The 16,108-nt window shown below is 70.3% G+C and carries 14 protein-coding genes; 8 read left to right on the forward strand and 6 right to left on the reverse strand.

Annotation, left to right across the window (positions count from 1 at the left end; translation table 11 throughout):
- The first annotated feature begins 11 nt into the window (after nucleotides 1–11).
- Nucleotides 12–158, forward strand: a complete 147-nt coding sequence (locus ACLQ23_RS30505; protein ID WP_355597760.1) for a hypothetical protein — start codon at nucleotides 12–14, stop codon at nucleotides 156–158.
- Nucleotides 159–173: 15 nt separating this feature from the next.
- On the opposite strand, the gene ACLQ23_RS30510 is transcribed toward ACLQ23_RS30505, so the two are convergent.
- Together ACLQ23_RS30510 and ACLQ23_RS30515 are read right to left on the reverse strand one after the other, a co-directional pair.
- Nucleotides 174–1,391 carry a cytochrome P450 gene (locus ACLQ23_RS30510; RefSeq protein WP_355597758.1) on the reverse strand — a complete coding sequence of 406 codons (1,218 nt, stop codon included), beginning with the start codon at nucleotides 1,389–1,391 and terminating at the stop codon, nucleotides 174–176.
- Entirely contained in the window at nucleotides 1,388–1,915 is a 528-nt protein-coding gene (locus ACLQ23_RS30515) for a hypothetical protein (protein WP_355597756.1), read from the reverse strand. Before ACLQ23_RS30515 ends, ACLQ23_RS30510 begins: the two co-directional genes overlap by 4 nt.
- Nucleotides 1,916–2,125: 210 nt before the next feature.
- Here ACLQ23_RS30515 and ACLQ23_RS30520 point away from each other — a divergent pair, with 210 nt between their 5' ends.
- Genes ACLQ23_RS30520 through ACLQ23_RS30550 form a run of 7 tightly spaced genes read left to right on the forward strand, consistent with a single transcriptional unit; the run spans nucleotide 2,126 to nucleotide 10,297 of the window.
- Nucleotides 2,126–4,759 carry an amino acid adenylation domain-containing protein gene (locus tag ACLQ23_RS30520; RefSeq protein ID WP_355597754.1) on the forward strand — a complete coding sequence of 878 codons (2,634 nt, stop codon included), beginning with the start codon at nucleotides 2,126–2,128 and terminating at the stop codon, nucleotides 4,757–4,759.
- Nucleotides 4,749–5,639, forward strand: coding sequence for a chlorinating enzyme (locus ACLQ23_RS30525; protein ID WP_355597752.1), 891 nt, complete (start codon nucleotides 4,749–4,751; stop codon nucleotides 5,637–5,639). The genes ACLQ23_RS30520 and ACLQ23_RS30525 overlap by 11 nt, the downstream gene beginning before the upstream one ends.
- Nucleotides 5,640–5,681: 42 nt before the next feature.
- Nucleotides 5,682–6,371 carry a TenA family transcriptional regulator gene (locus ACLQ23_RS30530; RefSeq protein ID WP_355597750.1) on the forward strand — a complete coding sequence of 230 codons (690 nt, stop codon included), beginning with the start codon at nucleotides 5,682–5,684 and terminating at the stop codon, nucleotides 6,369–6,371.
- Nucleotides 6,368–7,495, forward strand: a complete 1,128-nt coding sequence (locus ACLQ23_RS30535) for a fatty acid desaturase (protein WP_355597748.1) — start codon at nucleotides 6,368–6,370, stop codon at nucleotides 7,493–7,495. The genes ACLQ23_RS30530 and ACLQ23_RS30535 overlap by 4 nt, the downstream gene beginning before the upstream one ends.
- Nucleotides 7,476–8,273, forward strand: coding sequence for a PhzF family phenazine biosynthesis protein (locus tag ACLQ23_RS30540; protein ID WP_355597746.1), 798 nt, complete (start codon nucleotides 7,476–7,478; stop codon nucleotides 8,271–8,273). The genes ACLQ23_RS30535 and ACLQ23_RS30540 overlap by 20 nt, the downstream gene beginning before the upstream one ends.
- A gap of 12 nt (nucleotides 8,274–8,285) precedes the next feature.
- On the forward strand, nucleotides 8,286–9,560 hold the full coding sequence (locus ACLQ23_RS30545) for a cation:proton antiporter (RefSeq protein WP_355597744.1): 1,275 nt from the start codon (nucleotides 8,286–8,288) through the stop codon (nucleotides 9,558–9,560).
- The gene (locus ACLQ23_RS30550) at nucleotides 9,557–10,297 is read left to right on the forward strand and encodes a thioesterase II family protein (RefSeq protein WP_355597742.1); all 741 of its coding nucleotides are present in this window, start codon (nucleotides 9,557–9,559) and stop codon (nucleotides 10,295–10,297) included. Before ACLQ23_RS30545 ends, ACLQ23_RS30550 begins: the two co-directional genes overlap by 4 nt.
- 19 nt (nucleotides 10,298–10,316) lie before the next feature.
- Here ACLQ23_RS30550 and ACLQ23_RS30555 read toward each other — a convergent pair whose 3' ends face one another.
- The 4 genes from ACLQ23_RS30555 to ACLQ23_RS30570 form a co-directional block, all read right to left on the reverse strand.
- Nucleotides 10,317–11,558 carry a cytochrome P450 gene (locus ACLQ23_RS30555; RefSeq protein ID WP_355631272.1) on the reverse strand — a complete coding sequence of 414 codons (1,242 nt, stop codon included), beginning with the start codon at nucleotides 11,556–11,558 and terminating at the stop codon, nucleotides 10,317–10,319.
- Nucleotides 11,555–13,450 (reverse strand): non-ribosomal peptide synthetase, encoded by a 1,896-nt coding sequence (locus ACLQ23_RS30560; RefSeq protein WP_355597738.1) that lies wholly within the window; start codon nucleotides 13,448–13,450, stop codon nucleotides 11,555–11,557. The genes ACLQ23_RS30555 and ACLQ23_RS30560 overlap by 4 nt, the downstream gene beginning before the upstream one ends.
- Nucleotides 13,447–14,814, reverse strand: coding sequence for an MFS transporter (locus tag ACLQ23_RS30565; protein ID WP_355597736.1), 1,368 nt, complete (start codon nucleotides 14,812–14,814; stop codon nucleotides 13,447–13,449). Before ACLQ23_RS30565 ends, ACLQ23_RS30560 begins: the two co-directional genes overlap by 4 nt.
- A gap of 31 nt (nucleotides 14,815–14,845) precedes the next feature.
- Nucleotides 14,846–16,108: thioesterase domain-containing protein (locus tag ACLQ23_RS30570; protein ID WP_425881468.1), on the reverse strand; the 1,263-nt coding region annotated here is incomplete at its 5' end.

Below are 16,108 nucleotides of genomic sequence, written 5' to 3' on the forward strand. Positions count from 1 at the left end.
TCGAACTCGCCGTGCCGCCGGATCTCGCGCGGACGCGTCTCGCGGCCGTCGTCGCGGCCGGTGGCCGGATCCTCGACGAGTCGGCGCACCGGTGGCGGGTCGCCGACCCCGAGGGCAACGAGATGGTGATCGTCAGTGGGCCCGGGAGGCCGACATGACGGCTTGACGGGCTCTCAACCGGTACGCCACTTCACGGCGCACGGCATCGACGTGAAGCCGTGCTGGTGCGGTGAGTGGCAGCGCCGGGCCCGGGCCATGTCGACGTCGTACTCCGAGACGAGCGCACCGATCTCCTCCAGCGCGATCCGCATCTCGAGGCGGGCCAACCCGGCGCCCAGGCAGAAGTGCGGTCCGTTGCCGAAGCTGATCAGCCGTCCGGTGTCCCGGTCGAGATCGAAGCGGTCCGGGTCCTCGAAGACACGCCGGTCCCGGTTGGCCGAGGCGTGCAGGATCACCATGCGGGCGCCCTCGGGCACCCAGGTGCCGTGGATCAGCGTGTCGGTCGTGAGAACACGGGCGACCATCTGACTCGCCGAGTCGTAGCGCAGTGTCTCGCCCGCCCAGTCGTCGGCGCGTCCGTTCAGCCCCGCCTGCTGCACCTCGCGGTGCAGGTGGCCGTAGTACCAGGCGTTGCCGAGCGTCTTGCCGGTGGACTCGTTACCGCCGACGAGCATGATGAACATGAACCCGACGATCTGCGCGTCGGTGAGCTTTGCGCCGTCGACCTCCGCCTGGGTCAACCCCGAGGTCAGATCGTCTCCGGGCCGGCGGCGCAGGGTCCGGACGACGTCGAGCAGGTACTCGGCGAGCCGGAGCGCTGCGGCCGTCGAGGTCGCGCTGCGGCCGTCGGACATGTCGTCGCGGTGGTTGAGCTCGTCGGTGTCGGCGCGGACCTGATCCCAGTCCGCGGCGGGAATGCCGAGCAACTCGCACAGCACGTCGTTCGGCAGGGCAGCCGCGTACTCCTCGGCGAAGTCGAACGCCGGCAGGCCGCGCAGCATCTCCAGCCGATCCCGGGCTAGCTCGCGGATCCTCGGCTCCAGCGCGGCGGCCCGGCGCGGCGCCAGCGCGGACGACACGAGGCTTCGGTAGCGGCCGTGCTCGGGTGGGTCCATCGCCAGGAAGAAGGCGGTCTTCCTGGCGTCCGGCCCCCACAGGTCGGGCTCCAGGGCGATGCCGTTGCGGCTGGAGTACCGCGTCGGGTCACGCAGTGCGGCGGACACGTCGGCGTAGCGGGACAGCGCCCAGAAGTCGCGCTTCTCGTTGCGGTACAGCGGCGCGTGCTCACGCATCCAGGCGAAGATCGGGTACGGATCCTCCTGCACCGCGTACGAGAACGGGTCGTACTCCGGATGGCCGTCGTCGGTACGCACGTCGCGCGGCGCAGTCACCCTCGCTCCCGGCCCTGAACGGCCTCCCGCTGGGCCTGGAACGCGTGGCCGGCGAGGGGCGCGTCGGGCTCGTTGCCCGCGCTGGACAGCAGGCGCAGGAACGCGCGGGCCCAGCCTTCCGCTGTCGGCGCGCCGGCCGACCGTGGCACTGTCTCGACATACAGGCGGTCGCCGTCCTGCGACACGAGGAATACGACGTCGACCGGCACCGTCGACGTGCAACGGCCCGGCGACCGCGCGAGCGCGTCGCGGAAGCTCACCGCCGCGTCCGAGAGCCGCGTCGACAGGGGAGTGACGGATTCGAGCGGGCCGCGGATGACCCGGGCCCGGACAGGCGGTCCTGGTAGCGACATCCGCAGGACCAGCTCGGTCGCGCAGACCGACAGCGGAACAAGGTCGTCCACAGCAGCCGCCTCCGCCAGCCGGCGCAGGGCATGCGTCAGCGCCTGGGGAATCGCCACGGGACCGACGCACTCCGGCGGCGTCGATATCTCGCTGTCCTGGTGCGTCGTCGTGTCGCTCACGAACACTCCTACCGCCGGTCGTCTCGGCCGCCTCAGTTAACGAACCTGCCACCCGGCCCGTCAACCAGCCGCCGTGTCCCCGGTTCAGCGGACAGTTCGCCGTACGGACGTCGCACCCGGGCGAGCCGTCGCCCATTCACGTGACGTCCCGTCGATCCCTGGCGTACCTAGGGTCGAAGTACGAACGCCAGGACTCGGGAGGGTGCCGCAATGAGCGAGGCCGGTACCGTGACGCTTACCGACGCCGGGGCGATCGCACCGTTCGGGTACGAGCTCGTGCGCACGTGGGCTCGAACGAACCCCGGGTCGCCGGCGCTTGTCGTCGCCGACGGACCGAGCGATCCGGTGAGCTACGCCCAGCTGGTCGACAGGGTCGACGCGCTGGCGGCACGCCTGCGTGCCAGCGGTGTCGTGCCGGACCAGCCGGTCGCCGTCCTGCTCGACAGGTCCACCGATTCGGTAATCGCCATGCTCGCCGTCATGGCCGCGGGCGGGGCGTACTGCCCGCTCGACGTGACAGCGCCCGCCGCGAGGCTGGCCGCCGTCGTCGGTGCGCTCGGGGCCGGTGTCGCAGTGGCCGAACGCGCCGACGCGCACCGGTTGCCGCCGGGCCTCACGATCGTGCCGCCGTCCGGTCCGGCAGTGGATCCCGGGTCGGCGGCGTCGCCGCACCCCGACGCGTTGGCGTACGTCATGCACACGTCCGGGTCGACCGGTCGGCCCAAGGGCGTCGCCATGACCCACGGCGGGCTGGCCCGGCTGCTTCGGTGGCAGGTCGGCAACGGGCGGCCGGGCCTGCGCACGCTGCAGTTCACCGCAACCTCCTTCGACGTGACGTTCCAGGAGGTGCTCTCGACGCTCGCGACCGGCGGGTGCCTCGTGGTCGCCTCCGAGGAGATCCGCCGCGACCCGGCCGCGTTGCTCGACGCGATCGTCGCGCACCGGATCCAGCGGCTGTTCCTGCCGTACGTGGCCCTGCAGTTGATGGCCGTCACGGCCCAGCGCCGCCAGGTGGTGCCGGACTCGCTGGAGCATGTCGTGACCGCCGGTGAACGCCTCATCATCACCCCGGCGATCCGCGCGCTGTTCGCGGCGGTCCCGCAGTGCCGGCTCGACAACCACTACGGGCCCACCGAAGCGCACCTGGTGACCAGCCTGACCCTGCCGGCCGACGTCGCCTCGTGGCCGGTCGTGCCGTCCATCGGCGCGGCCGTGGACGAGGTCGTCTGCCGGGTTCTCGACGAGAAGCTCGCGGGCGTCGCCGACGGCGACATCGGCGAGCTTTACGTCGGCGGCAGCGGCCTCGCCCGGGGATACCACGGGGATTCGGCGCTGACCGCGGAACGGTTCGTGGCGGACCCGTTCGCGCTCACCCCGGGCAGCCGCCTCTACCGCACCGGCGACCTGGTACGGGCGCGTGCCGACGGCGGCTTCGACTTCGTCGGCCGGACGGACACCCAGCTCAAGGTGCGCGGGTTCCGGGTGGAACCGGCCGAGGTGGAGAACGCGCTGCTGAGCCACCCCCGCGTCGACGCCGCGGCGGTCGGTCTGCGCGAGGTCGCCGACGGCGTTCCGGTCCTGGTCGCCTACCTGCAGACCGACGGCCAGGTCACGCAGCGGGAGATCACCGACCACGTGCGCGGCCAACTGCCGCCCTACATGGTCCCGACCCGTTGCGTGCCTGTCGAGCGGATGCCCCGAACCGCGAGCGGGAAGGTCGACACGCTGGCGCTGGCCGCGCTCGACCTGCCGGACCCGACCGGACCGCGCCCGCCGGAGGCGCCGTCGCTCACCGAACTCATCACGTCGATCTGGACGAGGGTGCTCGGGCACGACGAGTTCGACGCCGACGACGACTTCTTCGACGTCGGCGGTGACTCGCTGCTCGCGACCTGGGTCGTGACCGAGCTCGAACAGGAGTTGGGCCGGACCGTCGAGCTGTCGGTGTTCCTGGACTACAGCACCGTCGAGGATCTCGCCGGCGCGCTGGGGGCCGACGCCACGCTGCCGGAGCAGCGCCCCCGCTCGTCGCAGATCGTCACGCTGCGGGCCGGCCCCTCCGGGCGCAGCATGTACCTGATCCACCCGCTCGGCGGCGAGCTGCTCGGCTACCGGGAACTGGCGCGCGCCTCGCGGGCGCCGTTGCGCCTGCTGGGCATCGGGTGGCAGGGCGAACCGCCGGCGTTCGGCAGTTCACTGGCCGATATCGCCCGGGTGCACGTGGAGCAGTTGCGCACCATCGAGCGGGACGGGCCGTACCGGCTCGCGGGCTGGTCGTTCGGCGGCGTGCTGGCGTACGAGATGGCCCAGCAGTTGACAGCCGCCGGCGGCGAGGTCGAGTTCCTTGCCCTGCTGGACGCCAACCCGGTCATCGATCCGATCACCGGCCTGCCGATGGACCGCACGCCGTTCCTCGACATGCTGGACTCCGTCCTCGCCCGACTCGACGACCCGGCCTCGACCGAGGCCGACATCGCGGAGCTGACCAGCGGGCAGACCTGGACCCAGCTGATGGGCGCGCCGGTCCGCGGCGCCTCGTCCGGCGGGTACCTGCGGACCGCGCTGCAGACCGCCCGTTCGTGCATGAACGCGGCGATGCGCTACGAGCCCGCCCCGTACGCCGGACCGGTCCACCTGTTCCAGGCGGCCGGGTCCGATGACGAACGTCAGGCGCGACTGGCCCAGGCCATGCGCGGGCTGTGTCCCGGATCGCTGACGGTCATCCCGATCTCGGGTGACCACTGGGGCTTCATAAGGGGAGAGCACGTCGCCGAGGCGGCGCGGGAACTGGATTCGGCGCTGCAACGCGTGGGTCGGGTAGGGAGCATCACTAATGGATCTTGAAAACGACCGGAAGGCCTTCGCCGAGCGGGGCTACATGGGCCCGTTCACCCTCTGGGAGCCGGAGGAGATGAACCGCTGGTGGAAGAAGCAGCGCAGGGAGCTGCTCGACCCCGCCAACAACGAGCGCAAGGTCTTCGACAACCCCGTCAACTACGACCGTCACCTCGACATCCCCGGGCTCAGCAAGCTCATCACCGAGCCGGAGATCGTACGACGGATGCAGGCGATCATCGGTCCGGACATCACCTGCTGGCGTACCGAGTTCTTCCCGAAGAACCCGGGTGACACCGGCACCGGATGGCACCAGGTCGAGACGTACGCGATCGGCGAGGCGACGACCGGAATGCTCGAGGCGACCGACAGGTCGCCGGAGGCTCCGATGGAGCTCACCTGCTGGGTCGCCTTCACCGACGCGACCCGGGAGAACGGCTGCATGAAGGTCATCCCGGGCAGTCACCGGGAGTGGAAGTACGACGAGCGCGCCCCGATGGAGTGGAACGGCTCCGCCCGGGACAACTCGTTCTTCGGCTACAACTACGACGACATCAAGCTCGACAAGCACTGGGACCCGGACCAGGAGAACGTGGAACACCTGGAGATGCGGGCCGGCGAGTTCTTCATCTTCACCGCCCGGTGCATCCACGGCTCGAACCCCAACATCAGCAATCGGCAGCGGATGGGGTTCGCGATCCGGGTCGTACCCACCCACGTGCGGGTCTACGGCGGGATGACCGAGTTCGACGAGTTCGGTCACCACTTCGACCTGTCCCGGCACGGCTGCGTGGTGGTGGCCGGCGAGGACGAGTACGGACACAACCGGGTGCGGTCCGAGAACGCGTGGGGGGAACCGTTCACCCCGATCGACCGGATGGTGCTGTGACAGCCCGCCGGTCTGACCCGAACGACCTGTGAAGGAGTAGAAGTGACCGCGACGTTCACGTTCGGCGACCGGTTGGCCGCCAGCCCTGTCTACCAGAAGTTCCGTGACCACCCGTTCTTCGCGGCGGTCGACACCGCCGAGCTGACCAAGGAGCAGGCCGCCCTGCTCATCGAGCAGTGGTGGTACCCGCTGCACTACTTCCCGACCTTCCTCGCCCGCTGCGTTGCCGTGCTGCCCGACATCGCTGCCAAGTCCGCCATCACGCGGATCCTCAACCAGGAGGCCGGCGGCGGCCGGGTCGACCTGGCGCACGAGGTCATCTACGTCGAATCGATGGTGAAGTGCGGCTTCGACCGCGACCGGGTCACCGGTACGACTCCGTACCCGGAGACGGCGGCGCTCGTGGAGGGCTACCGGCGGGCCTCGGAGAAGCACGAGGACGCGCTCGGTTTCATCTTCGCCACCGAGACCACGGACCTGCTCATGGTCTCCAGCATCGGCAAGGTGATCGAGCGGACGACCGGCGTCTCGGACAACCACTGGGTGTCCATCCACGTCGAGCAGGAGCCGGACCACGTGGAAGAGGCCAACCACGCCCTGATGGCGGACTTCAGCACCGAGCAGGAGGACGCGGTCATCGCGGCGGCCGACGAGATGTGGCGGCTGTGGATCGCGTTCTTCGACCGTCTCGCCCTGGAGTCCGGCGTCGGGGCGACCACCCAGGCCCCGTGAGTTCCGTGGACGTCCGTGCTACGTACACGCGCTTCCCGGCGTGGACGCAACACTTCTGGACCTGGCAGACCGGTAAGGCTCTGCCAGGCCAGGAGCCGTTGATCCGGCACACGTGGGCCTCGTACCTGGCGGTGACGCTGACGTTGTTCCTCTCCGGGCTCGCGATCTCCACAGTCGCGGTGGCCGTGATGTTCCCACTGTGGTACGTCGTGTTGCTGCTCGGCTGGGTGCTGACGGTCACCGGCGAACGGATGATGGTCCTCGTCATCGCCCACCAGGCCCTGCACCGGAAGTTCTCCGGCAATGCGGCGACCGACCGGTTCTGGGGCGAGGCGGTGACGGTCCTGTCCGTCTTCCACACCTTCCGGGACTTCAAAGAGGAACACTTCGACAACCACCACCGGCGCGAGATCTTCGCGACGGAGGTCGACCCGCCCGTGCAGTTCCTGCTCGACCTCGGGTTCCGTCCGGGCCTCACGCGCGCCGAGCAGTGGCGGCGCGCGTGGAGGGTCTTCCTGTCCCCGGTCTTCTACGCGCGCGGCTTCCTCGGCCGGGTCACCAGCAACCTGCGGGCCGGCACCTGGCGGCGGGTCGGGTTCGCCGCCTGGGTCGGCTGGTGGCTCTCGATGCCGTTCTGGATGCCGAACGGCGTGCTCGTGCTGGTGCTCGCGTTCGTGCTGCCGGTCATCCTGTTCGCGCAGCTGAGCGCGTTGCTGGACCGGTTGGGCGAGCACGAGTGGCTCGCGCCGCGCAACCCGGAGTTCGGTCACCGCTTCTACACGGCGGCGAACACCAACGCCCGCTACTGCGGCGCGCCGGTCCCGGCGCGCTCGCTGCCCGCCGGCGCCAAGGCCGTCGCGTGGACGCGCTGGATCGCGGCGACGCTGTGCTACCACATCCCGTCCCGGCTGCTCGTCGTTGTCGGCGACTTGCCAAACCACGACTACCACCACCGCTATCCATCGACGGCGGAGTGGACGACCGCCGCGTACGCGCGGCAGCGCGACATCGACACCGGGCCGGAGGGCCCGCCGTATCGGGAGGTCTGGGGGATGGGCGCGGCGATCGACCAGGTCTTCCGCGCCTGGGAAGGAACCACCACCGGTGCGCTATCACATCGTTGACACGTTCGCCGACGGGCGGTACGCGGGTAACCCGGCGGCCGTGGTGGCAGTGGACTCGTTCCCGGACGAGGCCAGCATGCAGGAGGCCGCCCACCGGATCGGCCTGCCCACCACCGCGTACGTGGTGCCGGCAGGCCCGGGGGAGTACGGGGTGCGGTGGTTCACCCCGTACAAGGAGATCAACCTGTGCGGGCACGCCACGATCGCGAGCGCACGCCACCTCTTCGAGGACGCCGGCAGCGTCGGGTCCGACACACTGCGCTTCGTGTCGGACAACGGCGTCCTGTACGCCGAGCGGGTCGGTGACCTGATCGCCATCGATCTGCCGGCAGCCACGCTGATGCCCGCTCCGCCGCCGCAGGGGCTCCTCGAAGCCCTGGGCGTCGACGCCGTGGGGTGTGCGGTCTCCAGCGACGACGTCCTCGTCGAGGTCGCCTCCGCCGAGGTCGTGGCCCAGGTCCGTCCGGACTTCGCGGCGCTTGCCCGGCTGCCGTTCCGCGGGCACATCGTGACGGCGCCGGGACCGTCCGGTGTGGACTTCGTGTCCCGGACGTTCTTCCCGTCGCTGGGGGTCGACGAGGACCAGGTGTGTGTCACCGCGCACTGCAAGTTGACGCCGTTCTGGGCGCGGCGGCTGGGCCGCCCGGCGCTCGTCGCCCTCCAGTTGTCGCAGCGTGGCGGGCGGCTCGAGGTGGAACACCGTGGCGACCGGGTTCGGGTGCTCGGCGCTGCGGTCCGCCGCGGCGGCGCCCGGGACCTCGCCCTGGCCCTCAGGTAGAGGAGACGACCCGTGTTGGCACTCCTGCTAGCCCTCCTGGTGATCTTCGTTGCGGCGCGGATCGGTGGGGCGCTGGCCCGTCGACTCGGCCAGCCGGCGGTGATCGGCGAGATCCTCGCCGGCATCCTGCTCGGGCCCACGCTCTTCAACGGCGCGGTCACCTCGGCTGTCTTCCCGACCGACGTGCGACCGACCCTGGCCACCATCGCCAGCGTCGGTGTCTGCGTGTTCATGTTCCTCGTCGGCCTGCACCTGGACCACCGTCTGCTGCGCGGCCAGAGCCGCATCGCGACAACAGTGTCGCTGAGCGCCATCGCGCTGCCGTTCGGCCTGGGGGCGCTGCTGGCCCTCTATCTCCTGGGCAACCACCCGGCGGAGAACCGTCTCGCGTTCGTGCTCTTCCTGGCCACCGCGATGTCGATCACCGCGTTCCCGGTGCTGGCCCGGATCCTGGCCGACCGGGGCCTCATCGACACGCCGATCGGTGGTCTCGCGCTGGCCTGCGCGGCAGTTGACGACGTCCTCGCCTGGTCGCTGCTCGCCGTTGTCGCGGCGCTCGCCGACGCCGGCGGTGACCCGTGGCGTGTCCTGCTGGTGATCCCGTTCGCCGCCCTGATGCTCAAGGTCGTGCGGCCCGCGCTCGCCCGGCTGGCCCGGCGCCACCCGGAAAGTGGCTTCTTCAGCGGGACCGCAGTGCTCGTCGCTGTCGCCGCAGGCCTCGCGGCGTCGGCGGCGGCGACCGAGTGGATGGGCCTGCACGCCATCTTCGGCGCGTTCCTCTTCGGCGTGGTGATGCCGCGTGAGGGCGCTGTCGCGCTCCGCGAGCGGGTGCTGCCGCTGATCGAGAAGATCAGCACGTGGGTCCTGCTCCCGGTCTTCTTCATCGTCGCCGGCATCAAGGTGAATCTGTCCGGGCTGGGCGGCACCGCTGTCGGCGAGCTCGCGCTCATCCTGCTGGTGGCGATCGGTGGCAAGTGCGCCGGCGCGTTCTTCGGCGCCCGGATCAGCGGTGTGCGCCCGCGCCACTCGCTCGTTCTCGCGCTGCTCATCAACACCCGTGGCCTGACCGAACTGATCGTGCTGACCGTCGGCCTGCAGATCGGGGTGCTCGACCAGGAGCTCTACTCGTTGATGGTGGTGATGGCCCTTGTCACCACGGCGATGGCCGGCGTGTTCCTGCGGTTCGTGTACCCGCCGGAGCGCGTGCGGGAGGACATCGCCGCGCGCGACGCCGACGCCGACCCGCTCGGGCGGCGTGACCCCGAACGAAAGGAGCCGGCGTCGTGAATCCGGTAGCCCGCAAGTCCGTCTGGCTTCAGCGCGCGCCCTCACCGAGTGTCCAAGGCCGGGTGTTCTGCGTCCCGCACGCCGGCTGCGGCACCAGCGTCTTTCGTAACTGGCCGCAGGAGCGGGCCGGGATCGAGTTCCTCGCCGTTGAGCTGCCGGGCCGGCTCACCCGCTTCAGCGACCCGATGCCGAAGACCTTCCAGGACCTTGCCGCGGAGATGATCGAGGGCCTCGCGCCCTACCTGGACGTTCCCTTCGCCTTCTTCGGCCACTGCTGGTCGGCGCTGATCGCCTACGAGGCCACAGTCGCGCTGGAGCGTTCAGACGGGCCCCGGCCGGCGGGGCTGTACGTCTCGTCGCTCATGGCACCTCAGGACGAGGTCATCGGGCGCCTGATGACCATGAACGAGGCGCAGCTGGCGGAAGAGCTGGGCAAGACGGTCCGCGACATGGGAAGCAGCCCTCATCCGGAGTTGGTAGCCATCTACGCCGACATCCTGCGTTCGGACCTCGACATGAGCCGGCACTACATCGCCTCCGACCCGGGCCCGCTGTCCTGCCCGATCTCCGCGTTCGGCTGGAGCGACGACTCGGAGGTCACGCCCGACCAGATGACCGGGTGGGCCGAATGCGGCGAGACCACCCTCCGGGTCCTCCCGGGGGAGCACAACCGCATCGTCGACGCGCCGCCGGAACTTCTCGACCATCTTTGCTCAGGCCTGCGCGCCGGGCGGTGACGCTGGCCCGGCGCGGCGATCAGCCCTTGCCGTGCAGGGCCAGCGGCACCGAGCGGTAACCCCGCAGGAAGCTCGACTCCATGCGCCGGGGTTCGCCAGCGAGTTCGGCGTCGTCGATGAGATCGGCCAGAGCCCGCAACAGTGACGCGATCTCCAACCGGCCGAGGTAGGCCGCGATGCAGTAGTGCGGGCCGTGGCCGAAGCTGAGGTGCGGGCGGCTCCGCGGGCTCAGGCTCATACGCTCGGGGTCGTCGAAGACCTCGGCGTCCCGGTTGGCCGAGCGCAACCACAGCGTGACCAGATCGCCACGCCGCATGGTCACGCCGTCGATCTCCAGGTCATCCAGGAGAGACCGCATCACGTGGTTGACAGGCGCCTCGTACCGCAACAGCTCCTCGGTGGCGACGCCGAATTCGGCGTCACCGGCGCGCAGCGACGCCCAGAACGGACGCTGCCTGACCATCGTCAGGGGGATCGCCGTCAGTACGTAGCGGGCCGAGGCGTTGCCGCCAAGGATGAAGTCGTGGCAGTTCATGATCGCGGCCGAGCGGCTCATGGCATCGCCGTCGCGCTGGGCCTGGGCCAGCGTCGTCGCCAGATCGTCGCCCGGATTCCGGTACTTGCTTGTCAGTAGCTCATCGCAGTACGCCAGCAGCTCGACGTGGGCGGTCATCTGCGCGGTCGCCGTGACGTGACCGGCCCCGCTGAACGCCATCTGACTCAGCTCCGCGAGCCGTGGGCGATCGCTCTGCGGGATCCCCAGGAGGTCACAGGCGACGGTGGTCAGCAGCGGCGTCACGATCGCGTCCACGAAGTCGACCGACGGCTGCGCGGCGGCGTCGGAGACCAGCCGTCGGGCCAGTGCGTGGGTGCTGTCGGTCAGCCGCCCCAGGGCCCTGGGTGAGAAGGCGGACTCGAGCGCGCGGCGCATCCGCGCGTGCGCGGGATCGTCGGCCACGAGCATCGACAGCCCGCCCGCGGCCTCGCCGGCCTCGATGTCCGACGGCTTCTCGCCGAGCCGGTTGCCCTTCTGCGACGAGAGCAGGTGGCTGGCCCGGAAGACCTCCCGGACCTGCTCGTACCGGGTGACGGCCCAGTGCTCGCGCAGGCCGGTCATCAACAGCGGCGTGCCGGCGCGGCGCATCGTCGCCCAGAGCCGCTCCGGTCGCTCACCGGCGTACAACCTGGGGTCCGCGAGGTCGACAGTGACGACCCGGTCCAGGATGTCGTCCGCCTCGCCCGTCTCGACGTCAGCTGTCATGGTGTCGCCTCCGATGGGGTCAGACGTGCGATGGTGGCGGCCAGGTCGCGGACCGTCAGGCCCGCGAGCACGTCCCTTACCGACAGGTCGACCTGGAACTGCGTGGTGCACAGCTCGATGAGCTTGAAGACCAGCAGGGAGTGTCCACCGAGGGCGAAGAAGCTCTCCGTGACGCTCACCGCCTCCCGGCCCAGAATCTCGCAGAAGATCCGGGCGACCTGCTCCTCGATCGCGTTCGCCGGTGGCACCAGCGGCAGGGTGTCCGCGCCGCCGGTGCGGTCGATCTGGCTCAGCAGCGCGGCGATGTCGACCTTGCCGTGGACGAAGGTCGGGATCTGGCTCACCACTGTCACAGTGCTCGGGTGCATGGCGGTGGGCAGCAGCGTGGCGGCGTGCGAGAGCAGGGCCGACGCCGAGACGGACCGCCCTGGTGCCGCCGTGACGAACGCGGCGATCTCGGCGTCCCGGTCAGGTACGACGGTGACCACGCACTGGCCGACGTCGTCGTGCTCGGCCAGGACCGCCTCGATCTCGGCCAGCTCGATGCGTACGCCGCGGACCTTCACCTGCCGGCCGATCCGGCCGAGATGCTCGAGCACCCCGTCCTCCCGGTAGCGGCAGAGGTCGCCGGTGCGGTACATGCGCGCGCCGGGCTGGTCCGTGAACGGGTCAGCCAGGAACCGCTCGGCGCTCAGCGCCGGCCGGCGGTGGTAGCCCTGCGCGATCCCGACCTCGCCGCCGACGAAAAGCTCACCGGCCACCCCGATCGGGGTCGGTTCGAGGTTGTCGTCGAGGATGTAGACCCGCCGGTGCTCCGGCGGCGACCCGATCATGACCGGCGCGTTCGGCTCGACAGCCAGTACGGTCTCGGCCACACAGCCCAACTCGGTGGGCCCGCAGCAGTTGATGAGGTCGGCGTCGAAGCGCTCGTGGAAGCCGTCGCGCACCCGCGGGGTGACCGGCTCGCCACCGCAGAACACCCGGCGCAGCGAGGGGCAGCTACCGGGCGACGTGTGGTCGTAGAACGGCTGCATCATCGTCGGGACCATGAACATGCCGGTCACCTGGTGCTTGTCGATGAAGTCGCGCAACCGTACGGGATCCCGGTGCGCCCCGGGCGGGCAGATGGCGACCCGGGCACCGCAGTAGAGCGGCCAGAAGATCTCCCAGATCGACACGTCGAAGCCGTACGACGTCTTGAGCAGGACGGTGTCTCCCGGCCCGTACGGGTACCGGCTGTGCAGCCAGTAGGTGTCGGCAAGGGCTCCGTCGACCGGGTACGCCACGGCCTTGGGACGGCCCGTCGTACCCGAGGTGTAGAGCATGTGGATCAGGTGGTTGCCGGGCTCGGGCGGGAGGTCGTGTGTCGGTTCGGTGGCCCAGCGCTCGCCGTCCTGGTCGACAGTCAGCACCAGCCCGGAACCCGCGGGCACACGCGACCGGGTCGTACGGTCCACGAGGACGGCGACCGGGGCCGAGTCCTCAAGCATGAAGGCCATCCGGGCATCGGGCAGCTCGGGATCGATCGGTACGTACGCGGCCCCGCTCTTCGCCACCGCGTAGAGCGCCACCATGAGGTCCACGCTGCGCTCCATGCTCACGGCCACGAACGTGCCCGGACGGGCTCCGGCCGAGCGCAGCAGCCAGGCGAGCTGGTTCGCCCGGGTGTTGAGTTCGGCGTAGGTCAGGCTCGCGTCCTCGCTGACCACCGCCTCGGCGTCGGGTGTGCGCCGGACCTGTTCCTCGAACGGCTGGGCCATCGTCGTGGAGCCGATGTCCGGCCGACGGTAGGGGTTGAGGCGGTGCAGGATGCGTTCGCGTTCGGCCGGCGGCAGCGGCGGAACTGCGAAGACAGGCTCGTCCGGCGCGTCGGCGGTCGCCACGGTGGTCACGGCGTCACCTCGGCGACGGCAGCAGACGCCGGTACGGGCTCGACGGGCATGGGTGACTCCTTTGTGCTGGCGTCCGGAAGTTCGTCATCCAGGTTGCGTAGGCGGGGGTAGGCGATGCCCGCGATCGCGCAGCCGACGGTGAGCACGCCCATCAGCATGAGCAGCAGGGCGATCCCACGCCCCGGCCCGTCGCCGACAAGCGCCGCGACGAACGGCGAGCGCACGGCCTCGGAGCCGACAAGGGGCTCGAAGACGTGGTCGACGGCGGGCCCGGCCACGAGGTAGGCGATGAGCTGAGGTGTGTTGGCGACCATGCCGAGCAGGGCCATCGTCCGGCCGAGCAGCTGCGGCTCCACCTTGGTCTGCCAGATGGCCTGGTTGCTGCCCATGACGATCGCCAGGCTGCCGAGGAAGAGGACGGCGCCTATGGTGATCAACGGAATACTCGGTCGCAGCGCCCCGATGACAGTGGCCACGCCGAGGATGAGAGAGAAGCCGAGGACGCCGTGAACGCGGCGGCGCGGCCCGCCCCAGATGCTCATGGCCACGCTCGCGCCGATCATGCCCAGGCCGCCGATGGACATGACGGTGCCGAGGACGTTGGGCGCGGCGAACGCGAGGACCAGCGGAATGATCAGTACGTCGACGAAGCCGGCGCAGAAATTGAGCGCGCCGAGGAAGACCATCAGGGCCACCAGACCGTGTCGGGCAGCGACCCAGCGCCACGCCTCGGCGAACTCACGCAGCAGCGACAACGGGTGGGCGGGCGTCGTCGCGGAACCGGCCGGTCGCGGAATGCGGACGGCGGCCAGCGTGATCAGGGCGAGAGTGAAGGAGACGCAGTCGAGCAGAATGATGCCGGAGATGTCGATGGCGAGCAGCAGGTAGCCGCCACCGATGGGCGCCAGCACCTGCGTCGTCGCCAGGGCCACCATGCGCAACCCGTTCGCCCGGCCGATGTGCCGCTTCGGCACCAACAGGGGCACCGCCGCCTCGAACGAAGGCGTTTGCAGCGCCCCGATCACGGAGAGGCAGACGACGATCGGGTAGATGTGCCAGATGGCGAACCGATCGGTGGCGAGCAGCGCGGCCAGGGCCAGCATGACGGCGGCGGCAGCGACGTTGCTCACGACCAGCGCGCGCCGTGGTCCCCATCGGTCGACGAGCGAACCCGTGAACGGTGAGGCGAGGATCTGCGGAAGATAGGCGAGCGCGTAGATGACACCGAGCGTCGTGACCGACCCGGTGAGCAGGTAGGCGTAGACGCCGAGGGCGAAGCCGGACAGGCTCGATCCGGCCAGCGAGACGAACTGTCCGCACCAGAGGATCACGTAGGTGCGTAGGCCGGTGGTAGGTGCCGCCATCTGTCCTCTTCGAGTCGGTGGATCCAACGAACTATGAGTCGGGCAGGGCCGGTGGCGGTCCGCCGGGAGCCGGGACCGGCTCGCCGAGAGCGTCGCGTACCGCTGTGGCGAGCGCGGCCAGGTGCGGTGGCCGCAGCATCGTGTAGTGGTCGCCGGGCACGGTCCGGCGATCAAGCCGGGGGCAGAGCGCCTGCCAGGTCGCGTCGTCGGCGTCCGCCCCGTCGGCGGTCCGGATCACCGTCACCGGGCCGTCGTACCGGCGCGGCCGGTGGGTGTGCAGCGCTGCGACGTTCGTGGTGAAGGCCCGCATCCGCAACCGCACCTCGTCGCGCAGCCCGGCGGGTACGAGACCGGCCTTGTCCAGCACGTCGAGGGCGACCTCTTCCAGCGCATCCCGATCCAACCCTTGGAACTGGCTCGGGTCGACGTCGGGCGGTGCCACGTCGGCCAGGCTGGCCAGGTCGTAGACGAACGACGACAGCGCGTCCAGGTCGTCCGGTGGGCGCGGGTCGGTCGGCAGCCCCGGGTCCAGCAGGACGACGGTGCCGACCGGGTGACCGGCGTCGGCGAGTTGACGCGCCATCTCCAGAGCGATGACCCCGCCGAGCGACCAGCCGCCAAGGTGGTACGTCCCGTGTGGCTGCACCTGTCGGATCAGCTCCACGTACTCCGCGGCCCGTGCCGACAGGTCGCCGGTCGGCTCGACGAGGCGCAGCGCGGGATCCTCGATGGCCTGCACCGGCAGGTCGTCGCCGAGCATGCCCGCCAGTTGGACGTAGCAGGTCACCGACCCGCCGGACGGGTGTACCAGGAACAGCGGTGGCCGCCCGGTCGCACCGTGCAGCGTGACGACACCGCTGCCGGAGCGCGCGGCAGTGTCCGCGTCCCCGGGCCGGTCGACCAGGGCGGCCAGGCGCTCCAGCGTGGGGTCGGCGAACAACATGTGGGGGTGAATGGCGACGCCGGCCCAATCGCGGATGCGGGCGACCAACTGCGTGACGTGCAGCGAGTTGCCGCCGAGGTCGAAGAAGTTGTCGGTGGCGCTGACCTGGTCGAGGTCGAGGAGGTTCTGCCAGGTGTCGGCGAGCCATTGCTCGGTGTCGGTGTGCGGCGCGACGTGTTCAGTGGCTGTTGGTGTGGGCTCGGGTAGCCGGGCGGTGTCGAGTTTGCCGTTGGGGGTCAGTGGTAGTTCGGGAAGTGTGATGAGGCTGGTGGGAACCATGTAGGTGGGGAGTCGGTCGGCGAGGTGCCGGCGAAGGTGGTTCAGGTCGGGGTGCCCGGTGAGGTAGGCGAC

This window comes from Micromonospora sp. DT41, from assembly GCF_049841715.1.
Lineage (GTDB): Bacteria > Actinomycetota > Actinomycetes > Mycobacteriales > Micromonosporaceae > Micromonospora > Micromonospora profundi.

What these genes read in the sequence shown, in the direction of transcription:
- ACLQ23_RS30565 (WP_355597736.1), bottom strand. Translation starts at nt 14,814, where the DNA reads ATGGCGGCACCTACCACCGGCCTACGCACCTACGTGATCCTCTGGTGC.
- ACLQ23_RS30525 (WP_355597752.1), top strand. Translation starts at nt 4,749, where the DNA reads ATGGATCTTGAAAACGACCGGAAGGCCTTCGCCGAGCGGGGCTACATG.
- ACLQ23_RS30520 (WP_355597754.1), top strand. Translation starts at nt 2,126, where the DNA reads ATGAGCGAGGCCGGTACCGTGACGCTTACCGACGCCGGGGCGATCGCA.
- ACLQ23_RS30555 (WP_355631272.1), bottom strand. Translation starts at nt 11,558, where the DNA reads ATGACAGCTGACGTCGAGACGGGCGAGGCGGACGACATCCTGGACCGG.